The organism is Nocardia sp. NPDC003183 (genome assembly GCF_053590715.1).
Window position 1 is genome coordinate 221,071 of sequence record NZ_JBSFTG010000007.1, and the last position, 20,231, is coordinate 241,301.

Here is a 20,231-nt window from a genome sequence, read left to right on the forward strand (position 1 = left end):
GGTAATGTGCCCCGCGTATGACGGAGCCCAACGGCTCCCGTGTGATTCGTTTCCAATGCGTTGTCCATGACAGTGACTTGTTCGATTCGCCCGGGGCCGGGTTCTTCGGGGGTTTCGGGAGGGAGATTCTCGATCATGTTCCAACACAAGGTTGTTCGCCGTGCGCTGGCCGTGGCGCTGCCCATCGCCGTGGCGGTGAGCGTGGCCGGGGTCGCGTCTGCGGAGGTCGACCAGCAGACGCAGTACGCGGCGGGATTGTCGAGTGCGGAGCAGGGCTACCGCACCACGGTCGCACCGGACCTGCGCACCGTAGCCGCCTCGGTGGAGGAGGGCCGGTTCCTGCTCGCACCCGACCGGGCCCGGGTCATCGTCGAGTCCGCGACCGGCGATCCGATCGGGGAGGTCCCCACCTCGTTCACCACGGTCAGCGGCAATGTGATCGCCCTGGCGACCGAGATCGCGGCCGACGGGCGAAGCATGACGGTGACACCGCGGCCCACCGCGGAGGCGAGCGACGAACTGAAGACCATCGCGACCACCCCCACCGCGCAATTCCCCGACCCGGTCCAGAACGCCGCCGCCATCGGCGCCGGCATCGGCGCGCTCGTCGCCGCCGTCGTGTGCATCCCGATGATCACCACGATGATCCTCTACCTGCCGTGCGTCGGCCTGGTAGGTCTCCCGAACGCGTTGATCGGCGCGTTGATCGGCGCCGTGGTCGGCGTGGCCGCACCGCACATCATCCCGCAGGTCCTGCCCTGACCCTGAAAACCCCTGCGGCCCGGTCGAAACCGACCGGGCCGCGTTGGTTCAGCGAGTGAGCTCGGCGAAGGCGATGTCCCCGACGATCACGTGTTCGAGCCGGAGTAACCCGTCGCGGTGGATCTGGTGGAGCCGATACTCGCGGGCGTGCGCGTCGAGCCGGAACTCGAGCACCTCCGCTATCGCGAATTTCGGGTCGAGCATGACGACGAGGTAGAGCGGAATACCGACTCGCGCGTACTGCGCCTTCTTGTCGAGCAAGTCCTCGGCCGCTGTCGACGTCGACGACACCTCGACCACGATCAGTGCGTCGCCTGCCTCCGGCTTGTCTCCCGGCTGTTGCAGGCATCGGTATACCGTGACATCGGGACGGCGGAAGGTGAACTTCGGAACCCGCCAGAGCACCACGTCGATGTCGGTCTCGGCGCGGATGCACGGTTCGGTGCTCGGCAGGTCTTCCATGGCGCCTGCGAGGCGTCGGTCGATGCGGTTGTGCTCAGGTGACGGTGATTCGCAGAGGATGACGTGCCCGTGCACTACCTCGATCTCCCTGGAGACGTCCTCGGGGAGCTGACGGTACTGCTCTTCCGTCATCTGATGGGGTAGCGAGTCCACGGCCTGGATCGTCATGGGCCGAGCTTACCGACCGTGTTGCCGCCTCGACACTGTTCGTCGACGACTACCGAAGGCGGTTGGTGGTGGGGTCACTCCCGGACGACTTCGACGGGGTCGGTGAGGGCGAGGGCGAGGGCGGATTGCTGGGACTGGCCTCGTGGGGGGAGGGCCTCGAGGGCCTTGCCGGTTTGGGTGTTGAGGTTGCCGACGATGTTCTGCAGGGCGCCGACGCCGCCGGTGAGTTGTTCGACGGCCGAGAGGAGTTGGGCGCCGCCCTGTTCGGCGAGGGTGGGCAGGCCCTTGGCGAGTTCGGCGCCCTGGGTGAGCTGGTCGCGGGCGCTGTTGAGGCGGGCCACGACGGTGCGCAGGAGGGTGCCGAGGTCGGTGTTGGGATCGACTGCGGCGCCGGTCAATTCGCTGAGGCCGTCGAGTTGGGTGCCTGCCTGGGTCGATACGCCGCGTAGCGCTTCGAGTTTGGTGATGATGTCGGCGAGCTGCGGGTCGCCCGCGAAGGGGAGGGCTTTCAGAAGGGGCAGGATCTGGTCGAGGCCGGAGCCCATGGCGGCCGCGCTGCTCTGGACGCTGGCGATGGTGACGCCGGTGGCGCCGAGGGCATCGGCCAGCTGGGTCGCCTGCTTCGCCGCGCCGTCGACGGTCTGGTTCAGCAGCTCGATCGCCGAAGTGAGCTGGCCCGCTCCCTCTTTCGCGTAGTCGAGGAAGCCGAGCATCTGCTCCGCACCGCCACTGAACTGGCTCGCACCGTCGGCGGCGGCGTTCACGCCCGCGCTGAGCAGCTGGGCGGTGAACTGGACCGAGGTCATCTGGTTGCGTGCCTGCGAGACCGCGGCCAGCGCCGCGTCGACGCCGGACGCGCCGATCCGGTGCGTCACCACATCGACCGCGCCGTTCACCGTGTTCGTGTCGGCGCCGTCGTGGGTGGCGACGGTCACCTTGGCGCGCTTGGGTTCCGGGGTGGCGAGGGTGGCCATCGACGCGGTGAGGTCGGCGGGCAGGGTGATCACGGCGGCGTAATCGCCTGCGTCGATCTCACCGGGCTTCGCGACGGTCCACTCATAGCCACCCGCATCCTGCACCGCCTTGGCCACACGCTCGCCGGTCGGCCCGGAATCAGCGTTGACGAGCGCGATCCCGGTCGGTGCGGCATCCTTGCCGGAACAGGCGACAGCACCGCCCGCCAGCGCGAGGGCAGTGGTGAAGCAGAGCAGGCGAGCGCGTTTGTCGATCACATCGGCGACGGTATCCCGGAGTTCGGTGCCGGACGTGGGAGATGTCTGAGAGTTCGTTGAGGAAGGGCTGTTCGAGGTAGCTGCCGGTATGCCGGTCGAGTACTGCGCGCGATCGCCGATCGATAGCTACCTGTTCAAACTATGCCTTGTGTCACAACATATTCCACAACACCGTAGTGGTTCGGTACAACTCTCGAGTCAATCGACATCGAGATTTTTTCGATTCGTCCGGGGGGTTCGGGGATTCTTCGGAAGCATCGGGAGGGAGAACCGAACATGTTCAGCCACAACATCACTCGCGCGGGTCGCCGTGCGGTCTTCGCCGCACTGCCGCTGGTCGTCGCGGCGTCGCTCGTCACCACGGGCACCGCGGCCGCTGACGTCACCGTCGCGCGTCAGGCCGAGATCGCCGCCGGGCTGGCAGGCGAAGGCGCCGCCGACGGCGTCGGCTACAAGACCACCGTCTCGCCGGACCTGCGCACCGTCTCCGCGACCGTCGACAACGGCCGCTTCGTGCTCTCGCCCGACTCCACCAACGTCGCGGTCATCTCCGCCACCGGAGACAAGGTCAGCGAGCTGCCGCTGACGTTGACCACCGTCGGTGGCAACAACATCGCGCTGGCTTCGGTCGTCTCCGAGGACGGCCGCACGCTGCAGATCGCCCCGCAGCTGTCCGCCGCCACCACCGACGAGCTGAAGAGCATCGCCACCAACCCCGAGGCCGGTAACCACGACCCCGTTCAGAACGGTGCGGCCGCCGGTGCCACCATCGGCTTCCTGACCGCGGCGATCCTGTGCATCCCGGGCCTGGCCGCGTTCATCATCGGCTACTTCCTGTGCGCGTTCACCTCGGGCGTCTCCTTCGCGATCACCGGCGCGGTGCTCGGCGCGGTGATCGGCCTGGTCATCCCGGAGTCGATCCCGCAGGTTCTCCCCTGATTCCAGCTTCAGTCGCTGGTTGTTAACTGTGCGGTATTCTCGCGAGTGTCTTCACCCCGCGCCGATCAGGCGCGGAACTCACGAGAGTGGAGGTTCGATGTCCGACACCGACGATGTCAAGGCCAAGGCCAAGGCCGAGGGCGAGAAGATCGAGGCGGAAGCGAAGAAGGCAGCGGCCAACGTGAAGGAAGCTGCCGAGCGCGCGGCGGGCAGAGTGAAGGACGCTTTCAAGAGCGACAAGTAGCAGCGAGCTCGGCCCCGCATCCACGACCATCGTGGGTGCGGGGCTTTCGTGTTTCTACCGGGCCGGTCGCGCGGGCAGGTCGATGACGAGGCGGGCGCCGCCGAGTGGACTCTCCTCGAAGTACGTCAGCCCGCCGTGCAACTGGGCCTGCTGGGCCACCAGCGCGAGGCCGAGGCCCGAACCGCCCTTGGCGGCGTTGGCGCCGCGGGCGAACCGCGCGAAGACCGCCTCGCGTTCGCCGGGCGCGACGCCGGTGCCGTTGTCGTCGACGGCGATGACGATCCGGCCGTGCGCGGTGCGATGCGCCGACACGACAGCGGCGGTGGCGCCGCCGTGCTTCACCGAATTGGTGAGCGCGTTGTCGACGGCCAGCCGCAGGCCTGCGGGCAGGCCCCGGGTCACCAGCTCGGCGTCGGTGTCGATGCGCACCGCCAGGCCGGGGTTGTGGCGCATGGCGTCGTGGGCGGCCTGGTCGCACAGGTCGGCGACATCGGTGGGGACGTGATCGGCCTCGGCGGTGAGATCGCCGCGGGCGAGCCGTTCCAGCGCGGACAGGGTGGTTTCCACCCTGGTCTCGTTGCGGGCGAGGTCGTCGAGGATCTCGCGACGCTGGTCGTCGGTGAGGTCGAGGGTGCGCAGGACCTCGAGGTCGGTGCGGATCGCGGTGAGCGGGGTGCGCAGTTCGTGGGCGGAGACGGCGGCGAAGTCGCGGGCGGTTTCCAGCGCGGCGGCGGTCTCGGCCTGGGCCTGGTCGACGCGGGCCAGCATGGTGTTCACCGCGTCGGCCAGCTTCACCGCTTCGTCGACACCGGAACCGTCGACCGGGCGGTCGTGCTCGTCCGGCCCACCGCCCGTGCTGCGGGCCGACACCTGCTTGGTCAGCTTCACGATCGGGCCGACCGCACGCCCGGCGAGCAGCCAGCCCAGCGCCGCCGCGGCCGCCACCGCGATCGCCGCGCCCGCGAGGACCCAGCGTTGCTGGTCGTCGGTGGCCTTGGTGGCCTCGGTGGTGGGAATGGCCAGCGAGACAGTGCGACCCGCGGGCTGGTTCTCGGTGGTGGTGAGCACCCGATAGGGCTGGTCGTTCAGCTCGACGGTCTGCGAGCCGGGGGGCAGATCCGGCAGCTGGGTCGAGCTCGACGCGGTCACCTGGCCGTCGTCGCGCACCGTGAGCGCCATGGTGTTCTGCAATCCGGTCAGGTTGACGAACCCGGTTGCCAGCACCGGCTCGATCAGCACGATGCGCGAAGCGATTTCCAGTTGCTGATCGGTTTGGGTGACATTATTGCGCTCGATTGCTTGAAAACCCACGAAAGCGGCGATCGTGACGATGATGACGGCGCCCGCCGCAGCCGCCCCCGCGACTCTTGTCCGGAGCGAAAACGATTGTCTGCGACGACGTTTCAGCGGTTGTTCGGAGATCATTTCGATTCCCGGAGTACGAAACCCACCCCGCGAATCGTGTGCAAAATCCGTGGCGTGTCATCTATTTCGAGTTTCCTGCGCAGGTATCCGACGAACACGTCCACCACATTCGTATCGGCTATGAAATCGTAACCCCACACCAATTCCAGCAGCCGTTCTCGCGTCAACACCACACCGGCATTCCGGGCGAGCGTCGACAGCAATTCGAATTCCCTTTTGGTGAGCTCGATTTCGCGCCCGTGCAGTAGTGCGCGATACCCCGCGACATCGACCAGCAACGGCCCGACCGTCAGCGCGCCGGGCGCCACGGGCTCGGGTGTGTCGGTGCGGCGGCGCAGCAGGGCCTTGATCCTGGCCACCAATTCGGCCAGCTCGAACGGTTTCACCAGGTAGTCGTCGGCGCCCGACTCGAGACCCGCGATCCGGTCGTCCACCGAAGCACGGGCGCTGAGCACGCAGATGGGCACGTCATTGCCCATTGCCCGCAAGGCCGTGACCACCCCGGCACCGTCGAGGACCGGCATGTTCATGTCGAGGACCACCGCGTCGGGCGCCTGCTCGGCGACGGCGCGCAGCGCGGCACCACCGTCGCGCGCGACCAGCACCCGGAAACCGGACAGTCGCAGGCCGCGTTCGACCGAGGCGAGAACGTCCTCGTCGTCATCGACGACGAGAACGGTAGAGGAAGTCACGTGGTGAGCTTATATTTCTGGCAACGCGGGCGCCGCGGGGTCTCGGCCTGGTGGCCTCGATCTTCCCTCCCGGCGGGCACTCCTTCGTCGCGCCCTCTGGTCAGTCCGGATCGAGGCGGCCGAGACGCCCCTGCGGGGCTGCGAAGACCTCGGATGTCTACGGGGTCGGCGAGACTGGATCGTTGTCCTGTTCGGGGGTGGCGGTCGGCGTGATGCTGCCCAGTGGTGGGTTGGCGAGGATGCGGTCCGCCAGGGCGGTGAGGACGTGGGGGTCCTCGATGGTGGCGGGGGTTTCGACGTGTTCACCGGCGGTGAGCTGGCGGATCGTCTTGCGCAGGATCTTGCCGGAACGGGTCTTGGGCAGGCCGGTGACGATGATCGAGTCGTGCAGGGTGGCGATCGCCCCGATCTGGGCACGCACCCGGTCGTCGAGTTCGGCGCGCAACTGCTGCTGGTCGATCTCGACGCCCTGCTTGAGCACCACATAGGCCAGCGGGAGGCTGCCCTTGAGCTCGTCGGGCATGCCGATCACCGCGCATTCGGCGACGGCCTCGTGCCCGGCGATGGCGGCCTCGATGCTGCCCGCCGACAGGCGATGCCCGGCGATGTTGATCACGTCGTCGCTGCGCCCGAGGACGTAGAGATAGCCGTCCTCGTCGAAGTAGCCGGAGTCGCCGGTGAGGTAATGGCCGGGGAAGGCCGACAGGTACGAGCGGATGAAGCGATCCCGGTCGCGCCACAACCCGGTCAGGCAGCCGGGGGGCAGCGGCAGCCCGATGACGATGTTGCCCTCGGTCCCGGCCGGAACCGCGTTGCCGTTCGCGTCGAGCACGCGCAGCCGGTAGCCGGGCACCGGCACACTCGCCGAACCGGGCTTGACCGGCAGTTCCTGCACGCCGAGCGGGTCGGCGCAGATCGGCCAGCCGGTCTCGGTCTGCCACCAGTGATCGACCACCGGGGTGTCGGGATGATCGGCGAGCAGGGTGTTCGTCGCCCAGTCGAAGGTGGCCGGATCCAGGCGCTCGCCCGCGCAGAACAGCGCGCGCAGCCGGGACAGGTCGTGGCGGTGGGCCGCGGTGGCGTCGGGGTCGGCGCGGCGGATCGCGCGCAACGCGGTCGGCGCGGTGAACAGCACCCGCACGTCGTGCTCGTCGACGATCCGCCAGAACGCGCCCGCGTCGGGGGTGCCGACCGGTTTGCCCTCGTAGAGCACCGTCGTCGCGCCGACCAGCAGGGGTGCGTAGACGATGTAGGAGTGGCCGACGACCCAGCCCACATCGGAGGCGGCCCAGAACACCTGACCAGGGCCGACGTCGTAGATATTGCGCATCGACCAGGCCAGCGCCACCGCGTGTCCGCCGTTGTCGCGCACCACGCCCTTCGGCTTACCGGTGGTGCCGGAGGTGTAGAGGATGTAGAGCGGATCGGTGGCGGCCACCGAGACCGGATCGGCGGGCGCCGCGCCGTCGACGCAGTCGTCCCAATCGACCCAGCGGGCGGCGACGGTCTGCTCCGAGGACGGCAGCACGTCGGTGGCGGGCAGGGCGGCCGGGAACTCGATCGTCGTGAACTGGGGCCGCTGCTTCACGATCACCGTGCGTACCGACGCGGTCTCGGCGAGGTCGAGCGCGGCCATCACGATCGGCGGGTAGTCGATGCGGCGGTTGGGTTCCAGCCCGCCAGAGGCGGTGATGATCAGGACCGGCTCGGCGTCGTCGATGCGGGCGGCCAGCTCGGGTGCGGCGAACCCGCCGAACACCACCGAGTGCACCGCGCCGATGCGGGCACAGGCCAGCATCGCGATCACCGCTTCGGGAATCATCGGCAGATAGATCACCACCCGATCACCGGCCACCACACCGAGATCGCGCATGGCTCCCGCGAACTCGGCCACCGCGTCGAGCAATTCGGCGTAGGTGTAAATCGTGGTGGTGTCCGTCATAGCGGAGGCATATATGAGGGCGGGTTGATCGGCGTGTCCACCCTGGTCGACAGTGCCCGCTCTGACGTGGCGGTCGAGGGCGTTCACGCAGGTATTCAGGCGGGCATCGGGGAACCACCGGGCCGACCGCTTATCGGCGGCATCGACGATCTGCTGCGGTTCGACATCCCACTCGATGCCCTGAGCTGCGGCGGACCAGAAGTCGGCTGGGTCGACCAGGCTGGTCTGATAGACCGGCCGGTACTCGTGTTCGGTGTCCAACCCCGTGACTCCCTAGCCTCGCTTCGATGCCCGCTCGATAGATCCAGATGATTGTGGCAGACTTCACGCGACACCCGAGGGGGTGCCGCGACCTTTGGTTTTGCCTACAACGGGCTGGTCATCGAGCGGACCTCTACCGGGAGTCAGCCAAGAAGTTATTGATCCGTTAGAATCCGATGTCACTTATTCGGGCAGTCGTAGACGCAATTTCTCGGCCAGCCGTAGTTCTCGGCCAGCAGCCACTGGCGAGCCACCATCGCGCCTGTGGAGGTTCGCCTCAGGCGTACGGTACGAGGCCAGTTTGGAAAGTGAGTGGGAGATGCGTGACGCCGCTAGGTCCGGCAGCAAACGCTGGGCGCTCGGCAACTGGGACCTGCGTTGGAAGGTTACGGCCGTGCTTGCCGTGCCACTCGCGGTCGCGGTCGGGCTCGGCGTGTCGAGAATTACCTCCGAGTTCTCGGAGGCCAACCGGCTCTCCAGTATCAACGAGCAGGTAGACACGATTCCGACGGTCACCGCGCTGAGTGCAGGCACGGCGAAGGTGGCCGGCAGTCAGTTGGTGCCGGCCGGTCCGGGGGTCACCCTGGTCACCGACAAGGACCTCGCCGATCTCGACGCCGCCGTCGCCGCGGCCGAGACCTCGCTCGGCCGGCTGACCGATCTGCCTGCCGCGCACGGCGCGCTGGAGCGGATGGTCAAGCAGGCCAAGAACGTGCGCGCGCAGGGTAAGGCGCTGTCGACGTCCGCCGAGCCGGTGCTTTCCGGGGTCGAGCAGATGACCCAGGACAGCGTCAGCATCGTGGAGTCCACCATCGCTCAGGTGAGCGATCCGGTGATGGACACGGCCAAGCTGCGTCTGGTCGACTCGCTCAACACGCGTTCGGTGCTCGTCGACGAGCTCGCCGGTCTGGCCGGGATGCTGCGTGGGCAGGACACGGGGGCGCAGACCTTCCTCACCGGTGTCGCGACCGAGAGCCATCTGCTCGATGTGCTGTCCAACCGCTTCCCCGACGGCGATCGGGTGATCGCCGACCTCAAGGCTCAGGCCGATATCCGGGCGAACCTGATCAGCAGTCCCGAGGTGTCCGCGGGCAAGCTGCCCGTCGGCGACTTGCGTACCTCGCTCTACTCGAGTCTGCAGGCCTACGAAGGCGTCGTGAACGAGGCGACCAAGGCCATCGAGGTCTCGATGGACGAGCTCACCGATGCGGCCGCCACCGGTGCCTGGACCTATACCGCTGTCGTCATCGCGACGATCCTGGCCGCGCTGCTGCTCGCCGTGTTCGTCGCCCGCTCGATGATCGTGCCGCTGCACCGCCTCCGGCTGGCCGCGCTGCGCGTCGCCGAGTCCGATCTGCCGCACGAGGTCGCCCAGCTCCGCAACGGTGCCGCGCCCGAGGACGTGCCGCTCGAGCCGATGCCGGTGCGCTCCGACGAGGAGATCGGCCAGCTCGCCCGCGCCGTCGACGATATCCACGGTCAGGCGCTGCGCCTGGCCAGCGACCAGGCGCAGATGCGTTCGCAGGTCAACGACATGTTCGAGACGCTGGCCCGCCGGTCCAAGTCGCTCGTCGACCATCAGCTCACCCTCATCGAGGCGATGGAGTACGACGAGAAGGACCCGCGCCTGCTCGAGAACCTCTTCCGGCTCGACCACCTCGCCGCGCGCATGCGCCGTAACGGTGACAACCTGCTGATTCTCGCGGGTACCAAGCAGCGTCGCACCAAGTCGGCCCCGGTCGAGATCGCCGACGTGCTGCGTGCCGCGATCTCCGAGGTCGAGGACTACGAGCGGGTCAAGCTCGGCGCCACACCGCGTGGCTCGCTGGTCGAACCGGCCGCCTCCGATATGGCGCACCTGTTCGCCGAGCTGCTCGACAACGCGCTGCGGGCCTCCCCGCCGGAGACTGACGTCAAGTTCACCTTCGCCCAGGCACACGACCAGGGTCTGCTGATCGAGGTCGCCGACCGCGGCATCGGTATGCCGCCTGCCGAGATGTCGGAGATCAACCACCGGCTCGAGCAGACCGCGGAGCCCGGTCCCGACACCGCCCGCCACATGGGTCTGTTCGTGGTCGGCCGGCTGGCCGAGCGCCACGGTCTCACCGTGCGCCTGCGTCCGACCTTCGATACCGCGCGCGATCCGGGCGTCACCGTCACCGTGCATGTGCCGGTCGGCCTCATCGTCGCCGGTGCCGGTGGCCCGGTGGTGCCGCCGCAGCAGGTGCAGCAGCAGAACGCGCCCGCACCGCAGCAGCAGCGACCGAACCCGCAGCAGCAGCAGCAGCCGAGCAGCACCATGCAGACCCGCGCGATCACCCGCACCCCGGGTGGCAACGTGATGGTCACCGTGGATCCCGGAACCAGCGGGCCGCCGGCGGGTGCCGGTGGTGGGCTGCCGCAACGTCAGCCGGGCAACTCGATGGCTTCGGGCGTGGCCCAGGACGCGAACGAGCAGTCGTCGCCGTCGCTGCGTCCGCCCGCGCCGGGCCAGGGGAACGTGCCGCAGCGCGGCAAGCTCGCCGCGGCGAACCTACCCAAGCGCAACCTGGCGCCGGGTGGGCCGCAGCGCCCGCCCGCCGGGCCGGGCCAGCAGGGCCCGGGTGAGCAGAAGCCCGGTGGGCCGCCGCAGGCCGGTGGTGGGCTGCCGCAGCGTCAGCCGGGTGCGAACGGCGCGCCGTCGCGGGATTCCGCGCAGTCGCCGCGTGACGCGGCACCGCCCCAGCGCGACATGGCACCGCCGCAGCGCGATTCGGCACAGACGCAGCGGGGGAGCACCCCCGGTGGGTTGCCGCAGCGTTCGCCGGGCGCCAATGGCGCCCCGCAGCGTGATCCTTCGGTCGGGCTGCCGCAGCGCGATCCGTCGCCGCGGCTACCGCAGCGGGAGCAGACCGGCGGTCTGCCGCAGCGTGACCCGGCAACGGGTCTGCCGCAGCGCGATCCGTCGACCGGCCTCCCGCAGCGGGAGCAGACCGGTGGCCTGCCGCAGCGTGACCCGGCAACGGGTCTGCCGCAGCGCGATGCCGCGAACGCCCAGCGTGATCCGGCGCAGTCGACCGGGTTGCCGCAGCGTGGTCAGGGCAGCGCTGCGCCGCAGCGTGATTCCGAGCCCGTGCAGCGTGACCCGTCGACCGGACTCCCGCAGCGGGGCAACGCCTCCGGCGGCCTGCCGCAGCGCGATCCCGCGCCGCGCCTGCCGCATCGGGATCAGTCCGGTGGTTTGCCCAGGCTCGATCAGACCGGTGGTCTCCCACAACGTGAGCAGACCGGTGGCCTGCCGCAGCGTGATCCGTCGACCGGCCTACCGCAGCGGGACCAGACGGGCGGTCTGCCGCAGCGCGACCCGTCCAACGGCCTCCCGCAGCGTGAGCAGACCGGTGGCCTCCCGCAGCGTGATCCGTCCAATGGTCTGCCGCAGCGTGAGCAGACCGGTGGTCTGCCGCAGCGTGATCCGGCCAGCGGACTTCCACAGCGTGCCCAGCCCGCCCGTCCGGCCAATGGTCTGCCCCAGCGCGCAACCCCTGCGCCGCAGCAGGATTCGGCCGACAACGGTCTGCCCCAGCGCGCTCCGGCCGCGGGTCAACCGCAGCGGGACGCGCCCAACGGCCTGCCCCAACGCGCGGCTGCGCCGAATGGGCTGCCGCAGCGCGATCCCGGGGCTAGTGTTGTACCGCAGGCGAACGCCGGGCCAGGAGTGGCTCTGCCGCAACGGGATCGGGACCCTGCGGGGCCGGATAACGCTGCGTCGGCAGGGCGTGATCCGGGTCGGCACAGCTTCCGGTCCAATCCGGTCAAGGCTGCGTCGTTCTTCCAGACCAGGTTGCAGCCGGCACCGGAAGGTGATTCCGTGATGGGCGGAACACCGATCTTCGCCGAGATGATGTCGGCGTGGCTCACGGACGAGAATTCCGACCGGAACCAGATGGCTGCCGCCTTCGAATCACCGGGTGACGAGGGTTGGCAGGCTGCACGCGCGGCCAGCGAAGCTCAGTCCGAGGTGCGTACCGCCGCCGGCTTGCCTCAGCGCAGTCCGGGCGGAAGGCTTGTGCCGGGTGGTGTGAGCGGCACCGCTGATCGCACCCCGCAGCAACGCGATCCCGCCACGATCCGGAACAGCCTGAGTCGTCACCAGCAGGGTGTCCGGGATGGCCGCGCAATGAAGGCAATGAACCTAACCGGAGATAAAGGAGACCGATGAACCCCGATCTAGGTGGTACGAACCGTCAGCTGGATTGGCTGGTTTCGAACTTCGCCAACGAGGTTCCTGGCGTAGCCCATGCCGTCCTGGTCTCGGCTGACGGACTGTTGATGGCCGCGAGCGCTCAGCTCCCGGTCGACCGCGCAGAACAGCTCTCCGCGGTGACCGCCGGACTGGCGAGCCTTTCCGTCGGCGTGTCGAATCTGTTCGAAGGCGGTACGGTACTCCAGTCCGTCGTGGAGATGGAGCACGGATACCTGCTGCTCATGGCAGTCGGCGACGGCTCCTACCTAGCGGTCCTGACCAACACCTCGTGTGACATCGGTCAGGTCGGCTACGAAATGGCACTTCTGGTCGAGCGCGTTGGCCAGACGGTCCAGGCCACCCCGCGCGTCACGATGGGTTCCTGATGGTGGGATGGACATAGACGATCACCGCATGGGGAGCGCCGAGCCCAGCCTCGTCCGCCCGTACTCCTTGACTGCCGGCCGCACCAGGCCGGCGGTCGAGTTGGCGCTGGAGGCACTCGTCGCATCGCATCCGGTCGCCATGGAGCGGCAGTACGAACTGAACAACCTCGAAACGTCCATCGTGGAGTTGTGCAGGCAATCGCCGTCCGTTGCCGAGATAGCTGCCCAGCTGTACATCCCGATCGGGGTGGCCCGGGTACTCGTAGCCGATCTGATCGAGGCCGGCCACGTCCGGGTTTCGGCAACTTTGAAAGACGATTCCAGCGACGATGAACGTCGCGAGCTGATCGAAAGGGTTCTCAGTGGACTCCGGCGTATTTGATTCGACGGCGCAGGTCGATACCCGCACGGCCAAGCCGACTTCGGCGAAGATTGTGGTCGCCGGCGGCTTCGGTGTGGGTAAGACCACGATGGTCGGCGCGGTGTCGGAGATCGTTCCGCTGCGCACCGAGGCGTTGGTCACCAACGCCAGTACCGGAATCGACAACCTGACCGGTATTCCGCAGAAGTCCACCACCACGGTGGCGATGGACTTCGGCCGTATCAGCCTCGCCGACGACCTGGTCCTGTACCTGTTCGGTACGCCGGGCCAGTACCGGTTCTGGTTCATGTGGGACGACCTGATCCGCGGCGCCATCGGCGCCGTGGTGCTGGTCGACACCCGCAGGCTCGAAGACAGCTTCGCCGCTGTCGACTACTTCGAGGCCCGCGGACTGCCGTTCCTGGTGGCGCTCAACGAGTTCGACGACGCGCCGAAGTACCCGCTCGAGGACATCCGCCAGGCCCTGGCGGTTCCCGCCGACGTGCCGATCATGTCGATCGACGCCCGTCGCCGGGAACCGGCCAAGCAGGCCCTGGTCGCCTTGACCGAGTACGCGCTGCGCAAGGTCATGCAGGGTTACTGAGCTCGAGTCTCTGCACTCATGGACGGGGCTGCTGCGATGAAGGCCGCAGCCCCGCTCTTCGTTCAGGACCAGGGTTTCAGGACTCCGGTTCGGGGTCGGGCCGGGTCCAGCCGAGGATCATCGCCGGTGCACAGCCGCCGGCCATGATCGTGGCCAGCATCATCAATCCGCCCGCGTAGGCGATGCGATAGGCGTCGGCCTCCGGTGAGAACGCGCTGCCGAAGATCAGGTACGCCAACGGCGCCATGGTCAGCGACTGGGTGAGCGCGAGTCCCGCCGAGCGGGCTTTGTTGCGCTCGGTGATCTCCAGTTCGTCGAGCATCTGGTCGGGTGCGTGATCCTGGCCGCCTGACGCGATCCGCAGCATCGTCCAGCTCGGCAGGAACGCCAGTGCCGAGACGAGTGCGACCCCTGGCGCTCCGAACAGGTCGAGCGCGCGCATCACGCCGGCGACCGCGATCCCGAGCAGCGCGATCGTCACGATCACCACGAGAATCCGCCGTCGACGCAGCGACCGCCAGCTCTTCAGCATCCCCGCTGTCCGTTGTTCCTGCACGAGCCAGCGCCGGACCCGATAGTTCTGGTAGCGGTCGATGAGCGTGGTGGTCATGGCGTCTCGCCTTTCGTGCGTGGGTAGAGCTCGGCCGACAACGGCCCGAATTCCTTGCGGGAGAACACGACTTCGATCGGTAGCGCGAACACATCGCAGATGCGCATCGCCAGATCGAGACTCGGATAGTGATCGCCACGCTCGAGCGCGCCGATCGTCTGGACATTCACGTTGACGGCCTCGGCAAGCGCCGCCCGGCTCATCCGATGCTCCGCGCGCAACACCGCGATGCGATTGAAGATCGGCAGGGTTTCCCCTCGTCTGACTGGGCTCACCTAATGAAGTGTTGTAAAAACACAACATATTGTCAAGATGTCCCAATGCTCTGCTGCGATCTCGTGACTGTGGCCGAACCTGTCCGGCTACGCTCGGAGCGTGCGGATGTCGGCGGATGACTTACTCGGCCAGTTGCTCGACGCGGGCTCTTTCGTGAGCTGGGACCGGGCGCCGATCGAGCCCGCCGTGTCGCCGCGGTATCGCCAGGACCTCATCGCGGCGGCCGATCGGGCGGGGACCGATGAGGCGGTGCTGACGGGGGAGGGGTTGTTGCGCGGGCGGCGAGTGGCCGTGATCGCCTGCGAGTTCGCGTTTCTGGCCGGATCGATCGGGGTGGCAGCGGCCGAGCGGATCGTCTGTGCCGTCGAGCGCGCCACCGAACTCGGGCTGCCGCTGATCGCCTCGCCGACCTCCGGCGGCACGCGGATGCAGGAGGGGACAGTCGCTTTCGTGCAGATGGTGAAGATCGCGGGTGCGGTGGCCGTGCACAAGTCGGCGGGGCATCCGTATCTGGTGTATCTGCGTGATCCGACGATGGGTGGGGTGTTCGCATCGTGGGGGTCGCTGGGGCACATCACCTTCGCCGCACCCGGCGCGCTCATCGGGTTTCTGGGTCCTCGCGTGTACGAAGCCTTGTACGGCAGGCCGTTTCCGCCCGGCGTGCAGACGGCGGAGAACCTCTATCGCAACGGTGTGATCGACGGTGTGGTGACGGTGGAGGTGTTCCGGCGGATCGCGCACCGGGCGATGAGCGTCGCCGCAGGCGCTGTCGTTCCGATGACGACCGAGCCGGGTTGGGCTGCGCCGGTGCGTAGTCCGTCGACCCCGTCGAATCCGGCTGCCGGCGCTTGGGATTCGGTGCTCAGTTCGCGGCGGCCCGGCCGACCGGGCATTCGGGATCTGCTTCGCCATACGACGCAACGGGTTCCGCTCAGCGGAACCGGCCGTGGTGAGTCCGATCGCACTGTCCTGCTCGCCCTCACCCGGTTCGCCGGTCAACCGTGTGTCGTGTTCGGGCACGACCGATCCGGTCAGGAGGGCGAGCACACCATGGGCCCGGCCGCCCTGCGCGAGGCGCGGCGCGCGATGGTCCTGGCGCGGGAACTGCGGTTGCCGCTGGTGCTGGTCATCGACACCGTCGGCGCCGCCCTGTCCAAGGAGGCCGAGGAACGCGGGCTCGCCCCCGAAATCGCCCGCTGTCTGGCCGATCTCGTCACCCTCGACACCCCGACCGTCTCCGTGCTGCTCGGCCAGGGCACCGGCGGTGGCGCGCTCGCGCTGTTGCCCGCCGACCGGGTGCTCGCCGCCAGGCACGGCTGGCTGGCTCCGCTGCCGCCGGAAGGGGCGAGCGCCATCGTTTTCCGCGATATTGCGCACGCACCGGAAATGGCTGCCGCACAAGGCATCAGATCGGCGGATCTGCTCGAAGACGGTGTGGTGGACCGGATCGTGGAGGAGTACCCCGATGCCGCCGACGAACCGGTGGCCTTCGCCCGTCGCACGGTCCTGGCGATCGCCGCCGAACTGGCGGCGCTGCGCACCTACGAGCCCGCCGAACTGCGAACGCTGAGGCAGCGCCGATACCGGCGAATCGGACTGGCCGGAGCTGTGTACTGAATCGCGGGCAATCCCCTGACCAGCGCCCCGCTTCTCGGTACGGGGAAACACGCGACGCGCCGTCGTTGACGCCGCACCCAACCACTTCTACCTTCGAGAGGGTGACCTTCCGCAGCGAGAGCAGCCCTGTCCCCACCATCGTGCTCAATGACGGGAACGTGATCCCACAGCTCGGCTTCGGTGTGTTCCAGGTGCCCGCGGAAGACGTCACCGGGGTGGTGGCCGAGGCGTTGAAGGTCGGCTACCGCAGTATCGACACGGCCGCGGTCTACGGCAACGAGGAAGGCGTAGGCCGCGCCATCCGTGAATCGGGGATCCCCCGCGACGAACTCTTCATCACCACCAAGCTGTGGAACGCCGACCAGGGCTACGACAGCACCCTGCGCGCCTTCGATACCAGCATGGGGCGCCTCGGCCTGGATTATCTGGACCTGTATCTGATCCACTGGCCGGTTCCGTCGGCAGGCCGCTACGTCGACACGTTCCGCGCGTTCCAGGCGCTGAAGTCGCAGGGCCGGATCGGCTCGATCGGTGTCTCCAACTTCCGGGTGATCGATCTGGAGACCCTGATCGCCGACGCGGGCGAGATCCCGACGGTGAACCAGATCGAACTGCATCCCACGCTGTCCCAGCGTGACCTGCGGCAATACGACGCCAATCACGCGATCGCCACCGAAGCGTGGAGCCCGCTGGGGCAGGGCACGCTGCTCGGCAACCCCACCATCGTCGACATCGCCGAGCAGCTCGACCGCACCCCGGCGCAGGTGATCATCCGATGGCACCTGCAGCTGGGCAATATCGTCATCCCGAAGTCGGTCACGCCGTCGCGGATCTCCGAGAATTTCGATGTGTTCACCTTCGAACTCGACGCCGAGGCGATGGAGTCGATCAGCCGCCTCGACTCGGGCAAGCGGGTCGGCGCCGATCCGTCGACGTTCAGTGCCGGTCTGGACTGAGCCCGAGGAAACCGGTCAGCTCGCGGGCGGCCGCCCGGCCCGCCCGATTAGCGCCGATCGTGCTGGCCGAGGGCCCGTAGCCGATGAGATGGATGCGCGGGTCGACGGCCACCTGCGTCGCCAACCGCCCGGTCATGGTGATCCCGCCGCCGGGTCCGCGCAGCCGCAAGGGCGCCAGATGATCCAGTGAGCTGCGGAAACCGGTTGCCCACAGAATCACATCGGCGGCCTGGAAACTGCCGTCGGCCCAGCGCACGCCGGTGGGCTCGATCCGCTCGAACATCGGCAGCCGTCGCAGCGCACCCCGCTCGCGGGCGGCGCGCAAACGGTCGTCGAGCGGTAGTCCCGTCACCGAGACGACCGACCCCGGCGGCAGACCCGCCCGGACGCGGTCCTCCACCAGTGCCACCGCGTCGCGTCCGTCCTGCTCGGCGAACGGCGTTTCGCGCCAGCGCGGCTCCGACCTGGTGACCCATGTGGTGGAGGTCACGAGCGAGATTTCGTCGAGTAACTGCACCGCCGAGATGCCCCCGCCGACGACGACGACATGTTTGCCCGCGAACTCGTCGGCCGTGCGGTAGTCGCGGGTGTGCAACTGGCGGCCCGCGAAGGTGTCGGCGCCCGGATATCGGGGGATGAACGGGTGCTCCCAGGTGCCGGTGCCGTTGATCAGACCTCGCGTGCGAAGAGTGCCCGCGCCCTCGGTTTCGACCTGCAATACCTCGCCTCGGCCCGCGCAGCTCTGCCCGTCGGCGGTCCGATCGCAGACGACTTTGACCGTCACCTGCCGTTGAACCTGCAGGTCGAAGCGCTTTTCGTAGAGTTCGTAGTAGTGCGGCACCGCGCTGGCGGCTCGCGCCGACTCCGATCCCGCCGGCAGTGTCTCGGCGAAGGACATCCCCGGCAGGTCGTGCACCCGGTTCACGGTGGTCAGAGTCAGCGACGGCCACCGGAACTGCCAGGCGCCACCGGGGCCGGGTGCGTGGTCGACGATGCGGAAATCGCGTTCGGGCACCAGCCCGAGCTTGCGCAGGTGATAACCGGCGGAAAGCCCTGCCTGACCCGCGCCGATCACCAGGATGCCGAAATCCGTCCTCGCCACAGCCGTCGATGCTATCGCCTTGCCGGGCGTTGTCGGCGGGCTGTGGCAGAGTGTGAACATCCACGAAATCTGGGAGATTCTGGGGAGGATGCATGCTCGGCGTGACCCGCGATGGTGACGTGATCACCATCGAATTGCAGCGCGAGGAACGGCGCAACGCGCTCAACGAGGACCTGGTCGGGCAACTGCGCGCCGCGATGCTCGACGCGGTGGCGCAGGGTGCGCGTGCCATCGTGCTCACCGGCCGCGGGCCGATCTTCAGCGCGGGCGCCGATCTGTCGGGGGTGTACTCCGAGTCGTTCCTGAGCGGCCTGCTCGACATGCTGCACACGATCGAATCCGTGCCGGTTCCGGTGATCTCGGCGATCAACGGTGGTGCGCTCGGTGCGGGCGTGCAGCTGGCGCTGGCCTCGGATCTGCGGGTGATCGAGCCCGACGCCTACATCGCGGTGCCCGCGGCCAAGCTCGGCATCTCGGTCGATCGCTGGACGGTGTCGCGGCTGGCGGCCCTGATCGGTGGCGGCCCGGCCCGAACGATCCTGCTCGGCGCCGAATCCGTCTCCGCCGCAGACGCTTACGCCTACGGCTTCGCCAACAAGCTCGGCACCCTCGCCGACGCCAAGGACTGGGCCAAGTCCATCGCCGCGCTGGCGCCGCTGTCGCTGCAGGCCATGAAACTGATGCTCAACGACGACGGCACCGGCGATCCGGCGAGCGCGCAGCAGGAAGCCGCGCTGGCAGCCGCGTGGAGCAGCGACGACGCGAAAGAGGGCCGCCTGGCCCGGCAGGAGAAGCGCCCGGCGAAGTTCGTGGGGCGCTGATGCGGATCACACGTCTGGCAGGTTCGCTGGCGAGTACCTTCGGTCTCGCCTGGATGGCCCGCGCGGTGTGGGGCCTGCCCACCTCGATCGGTGCGGGCCCGTCGGCGATCGCGCCGACCGCGATCGGCAAGTCCTCCTATCGCGACGGCCGTTTCCACAACACCGAGCCGAGCTCGATGCTCGCCGCCGGTGCCGCGCCGTCGCTGATCTGGTCGGGACTCACCAAGGGACGTATCGGCCGCCCTGCCAATCCCGTCCCGCTGGTCACCCCCGCGGTTCCCGAGCAGGCCGCCGAGCTCGCGGTGACCTGGTACGGGCACGCCAGCGCCCTGGTGGAACTCGACGGTTACCGAGTGCTGGCCGACCCGGTGTGGAGTGAACGGGTTTCCCCGTCCCCGGTGGTCGGCCCCGCCCGCCTGCATCCTGTCCCCGGCGAGCTGGCGCAGGTGCCGCAGGTCGACGCCGTGATCATCTCCCACGATCACTACGACCACCTCGACAAGGCCACCGTCGACGAACTCGTCCGCACCCAGCTCGCGCCGTTCGTCGTGCCCACCGGCATCGGCGCGCACCTGCGGCAGTGGGGCGTGCCCGAATACCGGATCATCGAGCTCGACTGGGGTGGCTCGGTCTCGCTCGGTCGCGATGCCGACGACCGTGGCCTCACCATCACCTGCGCCGAGGCCAGGCACTTCTCCGGCCGCGGGCTCGTCCGCAACACCACGCTGTGGGCGTCGTGGGCGCTGTCCGGCCCGACCAAGCGGGTCTACTTCGGCGGCGACACCGGCTACACCAAGGCGTTTTCCCAGGCCGGCGCGGTGCTCGGCCCCTTCGATCTCACGTTGCTGCCCATCGGCGCGTACGACGAGCGCTGGACCGATGTGCACATGAATCCCGAAGAGGCGGTGCGTGCCCACGCCGACCTGTGCCTCGGCGACGCAGGTTACGGCCTGCTGGTCCCGATCCACTGGGCAACGTTCAACCTGGCCTTCCACGGCTGGTCCGAACCCGTCCGGCGCCTGGTGTCGGCGGCCGCGGATGCGGGTACTCCGGTGGTAGTGCCCAAGCCGGGCCAGAGGGTGGTTCCGAATGACCTCCCACCACGGGATTCGTGGTGGGAAGATGTGGAATGACCCTCCTCGCGAAAGG

The 20,231-nt window shown here is 68.4% G+C and carries 19 protein-coding genes; 11 read left to right on the top strand and 8 right to left on the bottom strand.

Annotated features, from left to right (window positions below):
* Nucleotides 1–135: 135 nt before the first annotated feature.
* Nucleotides 136–762 (top strand): hypothetical protein, encoded by a 627-nt coding sequence (locus tag ACWDXS_RS22220; protein ID WP_449968242.1) that lies wholly within the window; start codon nucleotides 136–138, stop codon nucleotides 760–762.
* Between the two features lie 48 nt (nucleotides 763–810).
* On the opposite strand, the gene ACWDXS_RS22225 is transcribed toward ACWDXS_RS22220, so the two are convergent.
* Nucleotides 811–1,392, bottom strand: a complete 582-nt coding sequence (locus ACWDXS_RS22225; RefSeq protein ID WP_449968245.1) for a Uma2 family endonuclease — start codon at nucleotides 1,390–1,392, stop codon at nucleotides 811–813.
* Between the two features lie 74 nt (nucleotides 1,393–1,466).
* Nucleotides 1,467–2,624: a hypothetical protein gene (locus ACWDXS_RS22230; protein ID WP_449968248.1), complete on the bottom strand. Its 1,158-nt coding sequence runs from the start codon at nucleotides 2,622–2,624 to the stop codon at nucleotides 1,467–1,469.
* Between the two features lie 276 nt (nucleotides 2,625–2,900).
* Between ACWDXS_RS22230 and ACWDXS_RS22235 the strand changes: the two genes are divergently transcribed.
* Nucleotides 2,901–3,563, top strand: a complete 663-nt coding sequence (locus tag ACWDXS_RS22235; protein ID WP_378632017.1) for a hypothetical protein — start codon at nucleotides 2,901–2,903, stop codon at nucleotides 3,561–3,563.
* Between the two features lie 97 nt (nucleotides 3,564–3,660).
* Nucleotides 3,661–3,807 (top strand): hypothetical protein, encoded by a 147-nt coding sequence (locus tag ACWDXS_RS22240; protein WP_378990486.1) that lies wholly within the window; start codon nucleotides 3,661–3,663, stop codon nucleotides 3,805–3,807.
* A 54-nt stretch (nucleotides 3,808–3,861) separates the two neighbouring features.
* On the opposite strand, the gene ACWDXS_RS22245 is transcribed toward ACWDXS_RS22240, so the two are convergent.
* The 3 genes from ACWDXS_RS22245 to ACWDXS_RS22255 all read right to left on the bottom strand — a co-directional run bounded on the left by ACWDXS_RS22245 (nucleotide 3,862) and on the right by ACWDXS_RS22255 (nucleotide 8,127).
* On the bottom strand, nucleotides 3,862–5,118 hold the full coding sequence (locus ACWDXS_RS22245) for a sensor histidine kinase (protein WP_449968251.1): 1,257 nt from the start codon (nucleotides 5,116–5,118) through the stop codon (nucleotides 3,862–3,864).
* Between the two features lie 110 nt (nucleotides 5,119–5,228).
* Nucleotides 5,229–5,924, bottom strand: coding sequence for a response regulator transcription factor (locus ACWDXS_RS22250; RefSeq protein ID WP_101464499.1), 696 nt, complete (start codon nucleotides 5,922–5,924; stop codon nucleotides 5,229–5,231).
* A gap of 157 nt (nucleotides 5,925–6,081) precedes the next feature.
* Nucleotides 6,082–8,127, bottom strand: coding sequence for an AMP-binding protein (locus ACWDXS_RS22255; protein ID WP_378990484.1), 2,046 nt, complete (start codon nucleotides 8,125–8,127; stop codon nucleotides 6,082–6,084).
* 319 nt (nucleotides 8,128–8,446) lie between these two features.
* On the opposite strand from ACWDXS_RS22255, the gene ACWDXS_RS22260 reads away from it, so the two are divergent.
* Genes ACWDXS_RS22260 through ACWDXS_RS22275 form a run of 4 tightly spaced genes read left to right on the top strand, consistent with a single transcriptional unit; the run spans nucleotide 8,447 to nucleotide 13,700 of the window.
* Nucleotides 8,447–12,325 carry an ATP-binding protein gene (locus tag ACWDXS_RS22260; RefSeq protein ID WP_449968255.1) on the top strand — a complete coding sequence of 1,293 codons (3,879 nt, stop codon included), beginning with the start codon at nucleotides 8,447–8,449 and terminating at the stop codon, nucleotides 12,323–12,325.
* Nucleotides 12,322–12,735 (top strand): roadblock/LC7 domain-containing protein, encoded by a 414-nt coding sequence (locus tag ACWDXS_RS22265; protein WP_011207200.1) that lies wholly within the window; start codon nucleotides 12,322–12,324, stop codon nucleotides 12,733–12,735. Before ACWDXS_RS22260 ends, ACWDXS_RS22265 begins: the two co-directional genes overlap by 4 nt.
* A gap of 7 nt (nucleotides 12,736–12,742) precedes the next feature.
* Nucleotides 12,743–13,117, top strand: a complete 375-nt coding sequence (locus ACWDXS_RS22270; protein ID WP_056818578.1) for a DUF742 domain-containing protein — start codon at nucleotides 12,743–12,745, stop codon at nucleotides 13,115–13,117.
* Nucleotides 13,098–13,700, top strand: coding sequence for a GTP-binding protein (locus ACWDXS_RS22275; protein WP_174551063.1), 603 nt, complete (start codon nucleotides 13,098–13,100; stop codon nucleotides 13,698–13,700). Before ACWDXS_RS22270 ends, ACWDXS_RS22275 begins: the two co-directional genes overlap by 20 nt.
* A 76-nt stretch (nucleotides 13,701–13,776) precedes the next feature.
* Here ACWDXS_RS22275 and ACWDXS_RS22280 read toward each other — a convergent pair whose 3' ends face one another.
* Both ACWDXS_RS22280 and ACWDXS_RS22285 read right to left on the bottom strand, forming a co-directional pair.
* Entirely contained in the window at nucleotides 13,777–14,310 is a 534-nt protein-coding gene (locus tag ACWDXS_RS22280) for a hypothetical protein (RefSeq protein ID WP_449968259.1), read from the bottom strand.
* On the bottom strand, nucleotides 14,307–14,585 hold the full coding sequence (locus ACWDXS_RS22285; protein ID WP_364578900.1) for a helix-turn-helix transcriptional regulator: 279 nt from the start codon (nucleotides 14,583–14,585) through the stop codon (nucleotides 14,307–14,309). The genes ACWDXS_RS22280 and ACWDXS_RS22285 overlap by 4 nt, the downstream gene beginning before the upstream one ends.
* Before the next feature lie 106 nt (nucleotides 14,586–14,691).
* Here ACWDXS_RS22285 and ACWDXS_RS22290 point away from each other — a divergent pair, with 106 nt between their 5' ends.
* Together ACWDXS_RS22290 and ACWDXS_RS22295 are read left to right on the top strand one after the other, a co-directional pair.
* Nucleotides 14,692–16,203, top strand: coding sequence for a carboxyl transferase domain-containing protein (locus ACWDXS_RS22290; RefSeq protein ID WP_378990480.1), 1,512 nt, complete (start codon nucleotides 14,692–14,694; stop codon nucleotides 16,201–16,203).
* Between the two features lie 101 nt (nucleotides 16,204–16,304).
* Complete coding sequence (locus tag ACWDXS_RS22295; protein ID WP_378990478.1) at nucleotides 16,305–17,159, top strand: aldo/keto reductase; 855 nt, start codon at nucleotides 16,305–16,307, stop codon at nucleotides 17,157–17,159.
* On the opposite strand, the gene ACWDXS_RS22300 is transcribed toward ACWDXS_RS22295, so the two are convergent.
* Nucleotides 17,140–18,321, bottom strand: a complete 1,182-nt coding sequence (locus ACWDXS_RS22300) for an NAD(P)-binding domain-containing protein (RefSeq protein WP_378990477.1) — start codon at nucleotides 18,319–18,321, stop codon at nucleotides 17,140–17,142. The genes ACWDXS_RS22295 and ACWDXS_RS22300 overlap by 20 nt on opposite strands.
* Before the next feature lie 32 nt (nucleotides 18,322–18,353).
* Between ACWDXS_RS22300 and ACWDXS_RS22305 the strand changes: the two genes are divergently transcribed.
* Both ACWDXS_RS22305 and ACWDXS_RS22310 read left to right on the top strand, forming a co-directional pair.
* The gene (locus tag ACWDXS_RS22305; protein WP_387446412.1) at nucleotides 18,354–19,082 is read left to right on the top strand and encodes an enoyl-CoA hydratase; all 729 of its coding nucleotides are present in this window, start codon (nucleotides 18,354–18,356) and stop codon (nucleotides 19,080–19,082) included.
* Entirely contained in the window at nucleotides 19,082–20,215 is a 1,134-nt protein-coding gene (locus tag ACWDXS_RS22310; RefSeq protein WP_379316791.1) for an MBL fold metallo-hydrolase, read from the top strand. The genes ACWDXS_RS22305 and ACWDXS_RS22310 overlap by 1 nt, the downstream gene beginning before the upstream one ends.
* Nucleotides 20,216–20,231: the final 16 nt, after the last annotated feature.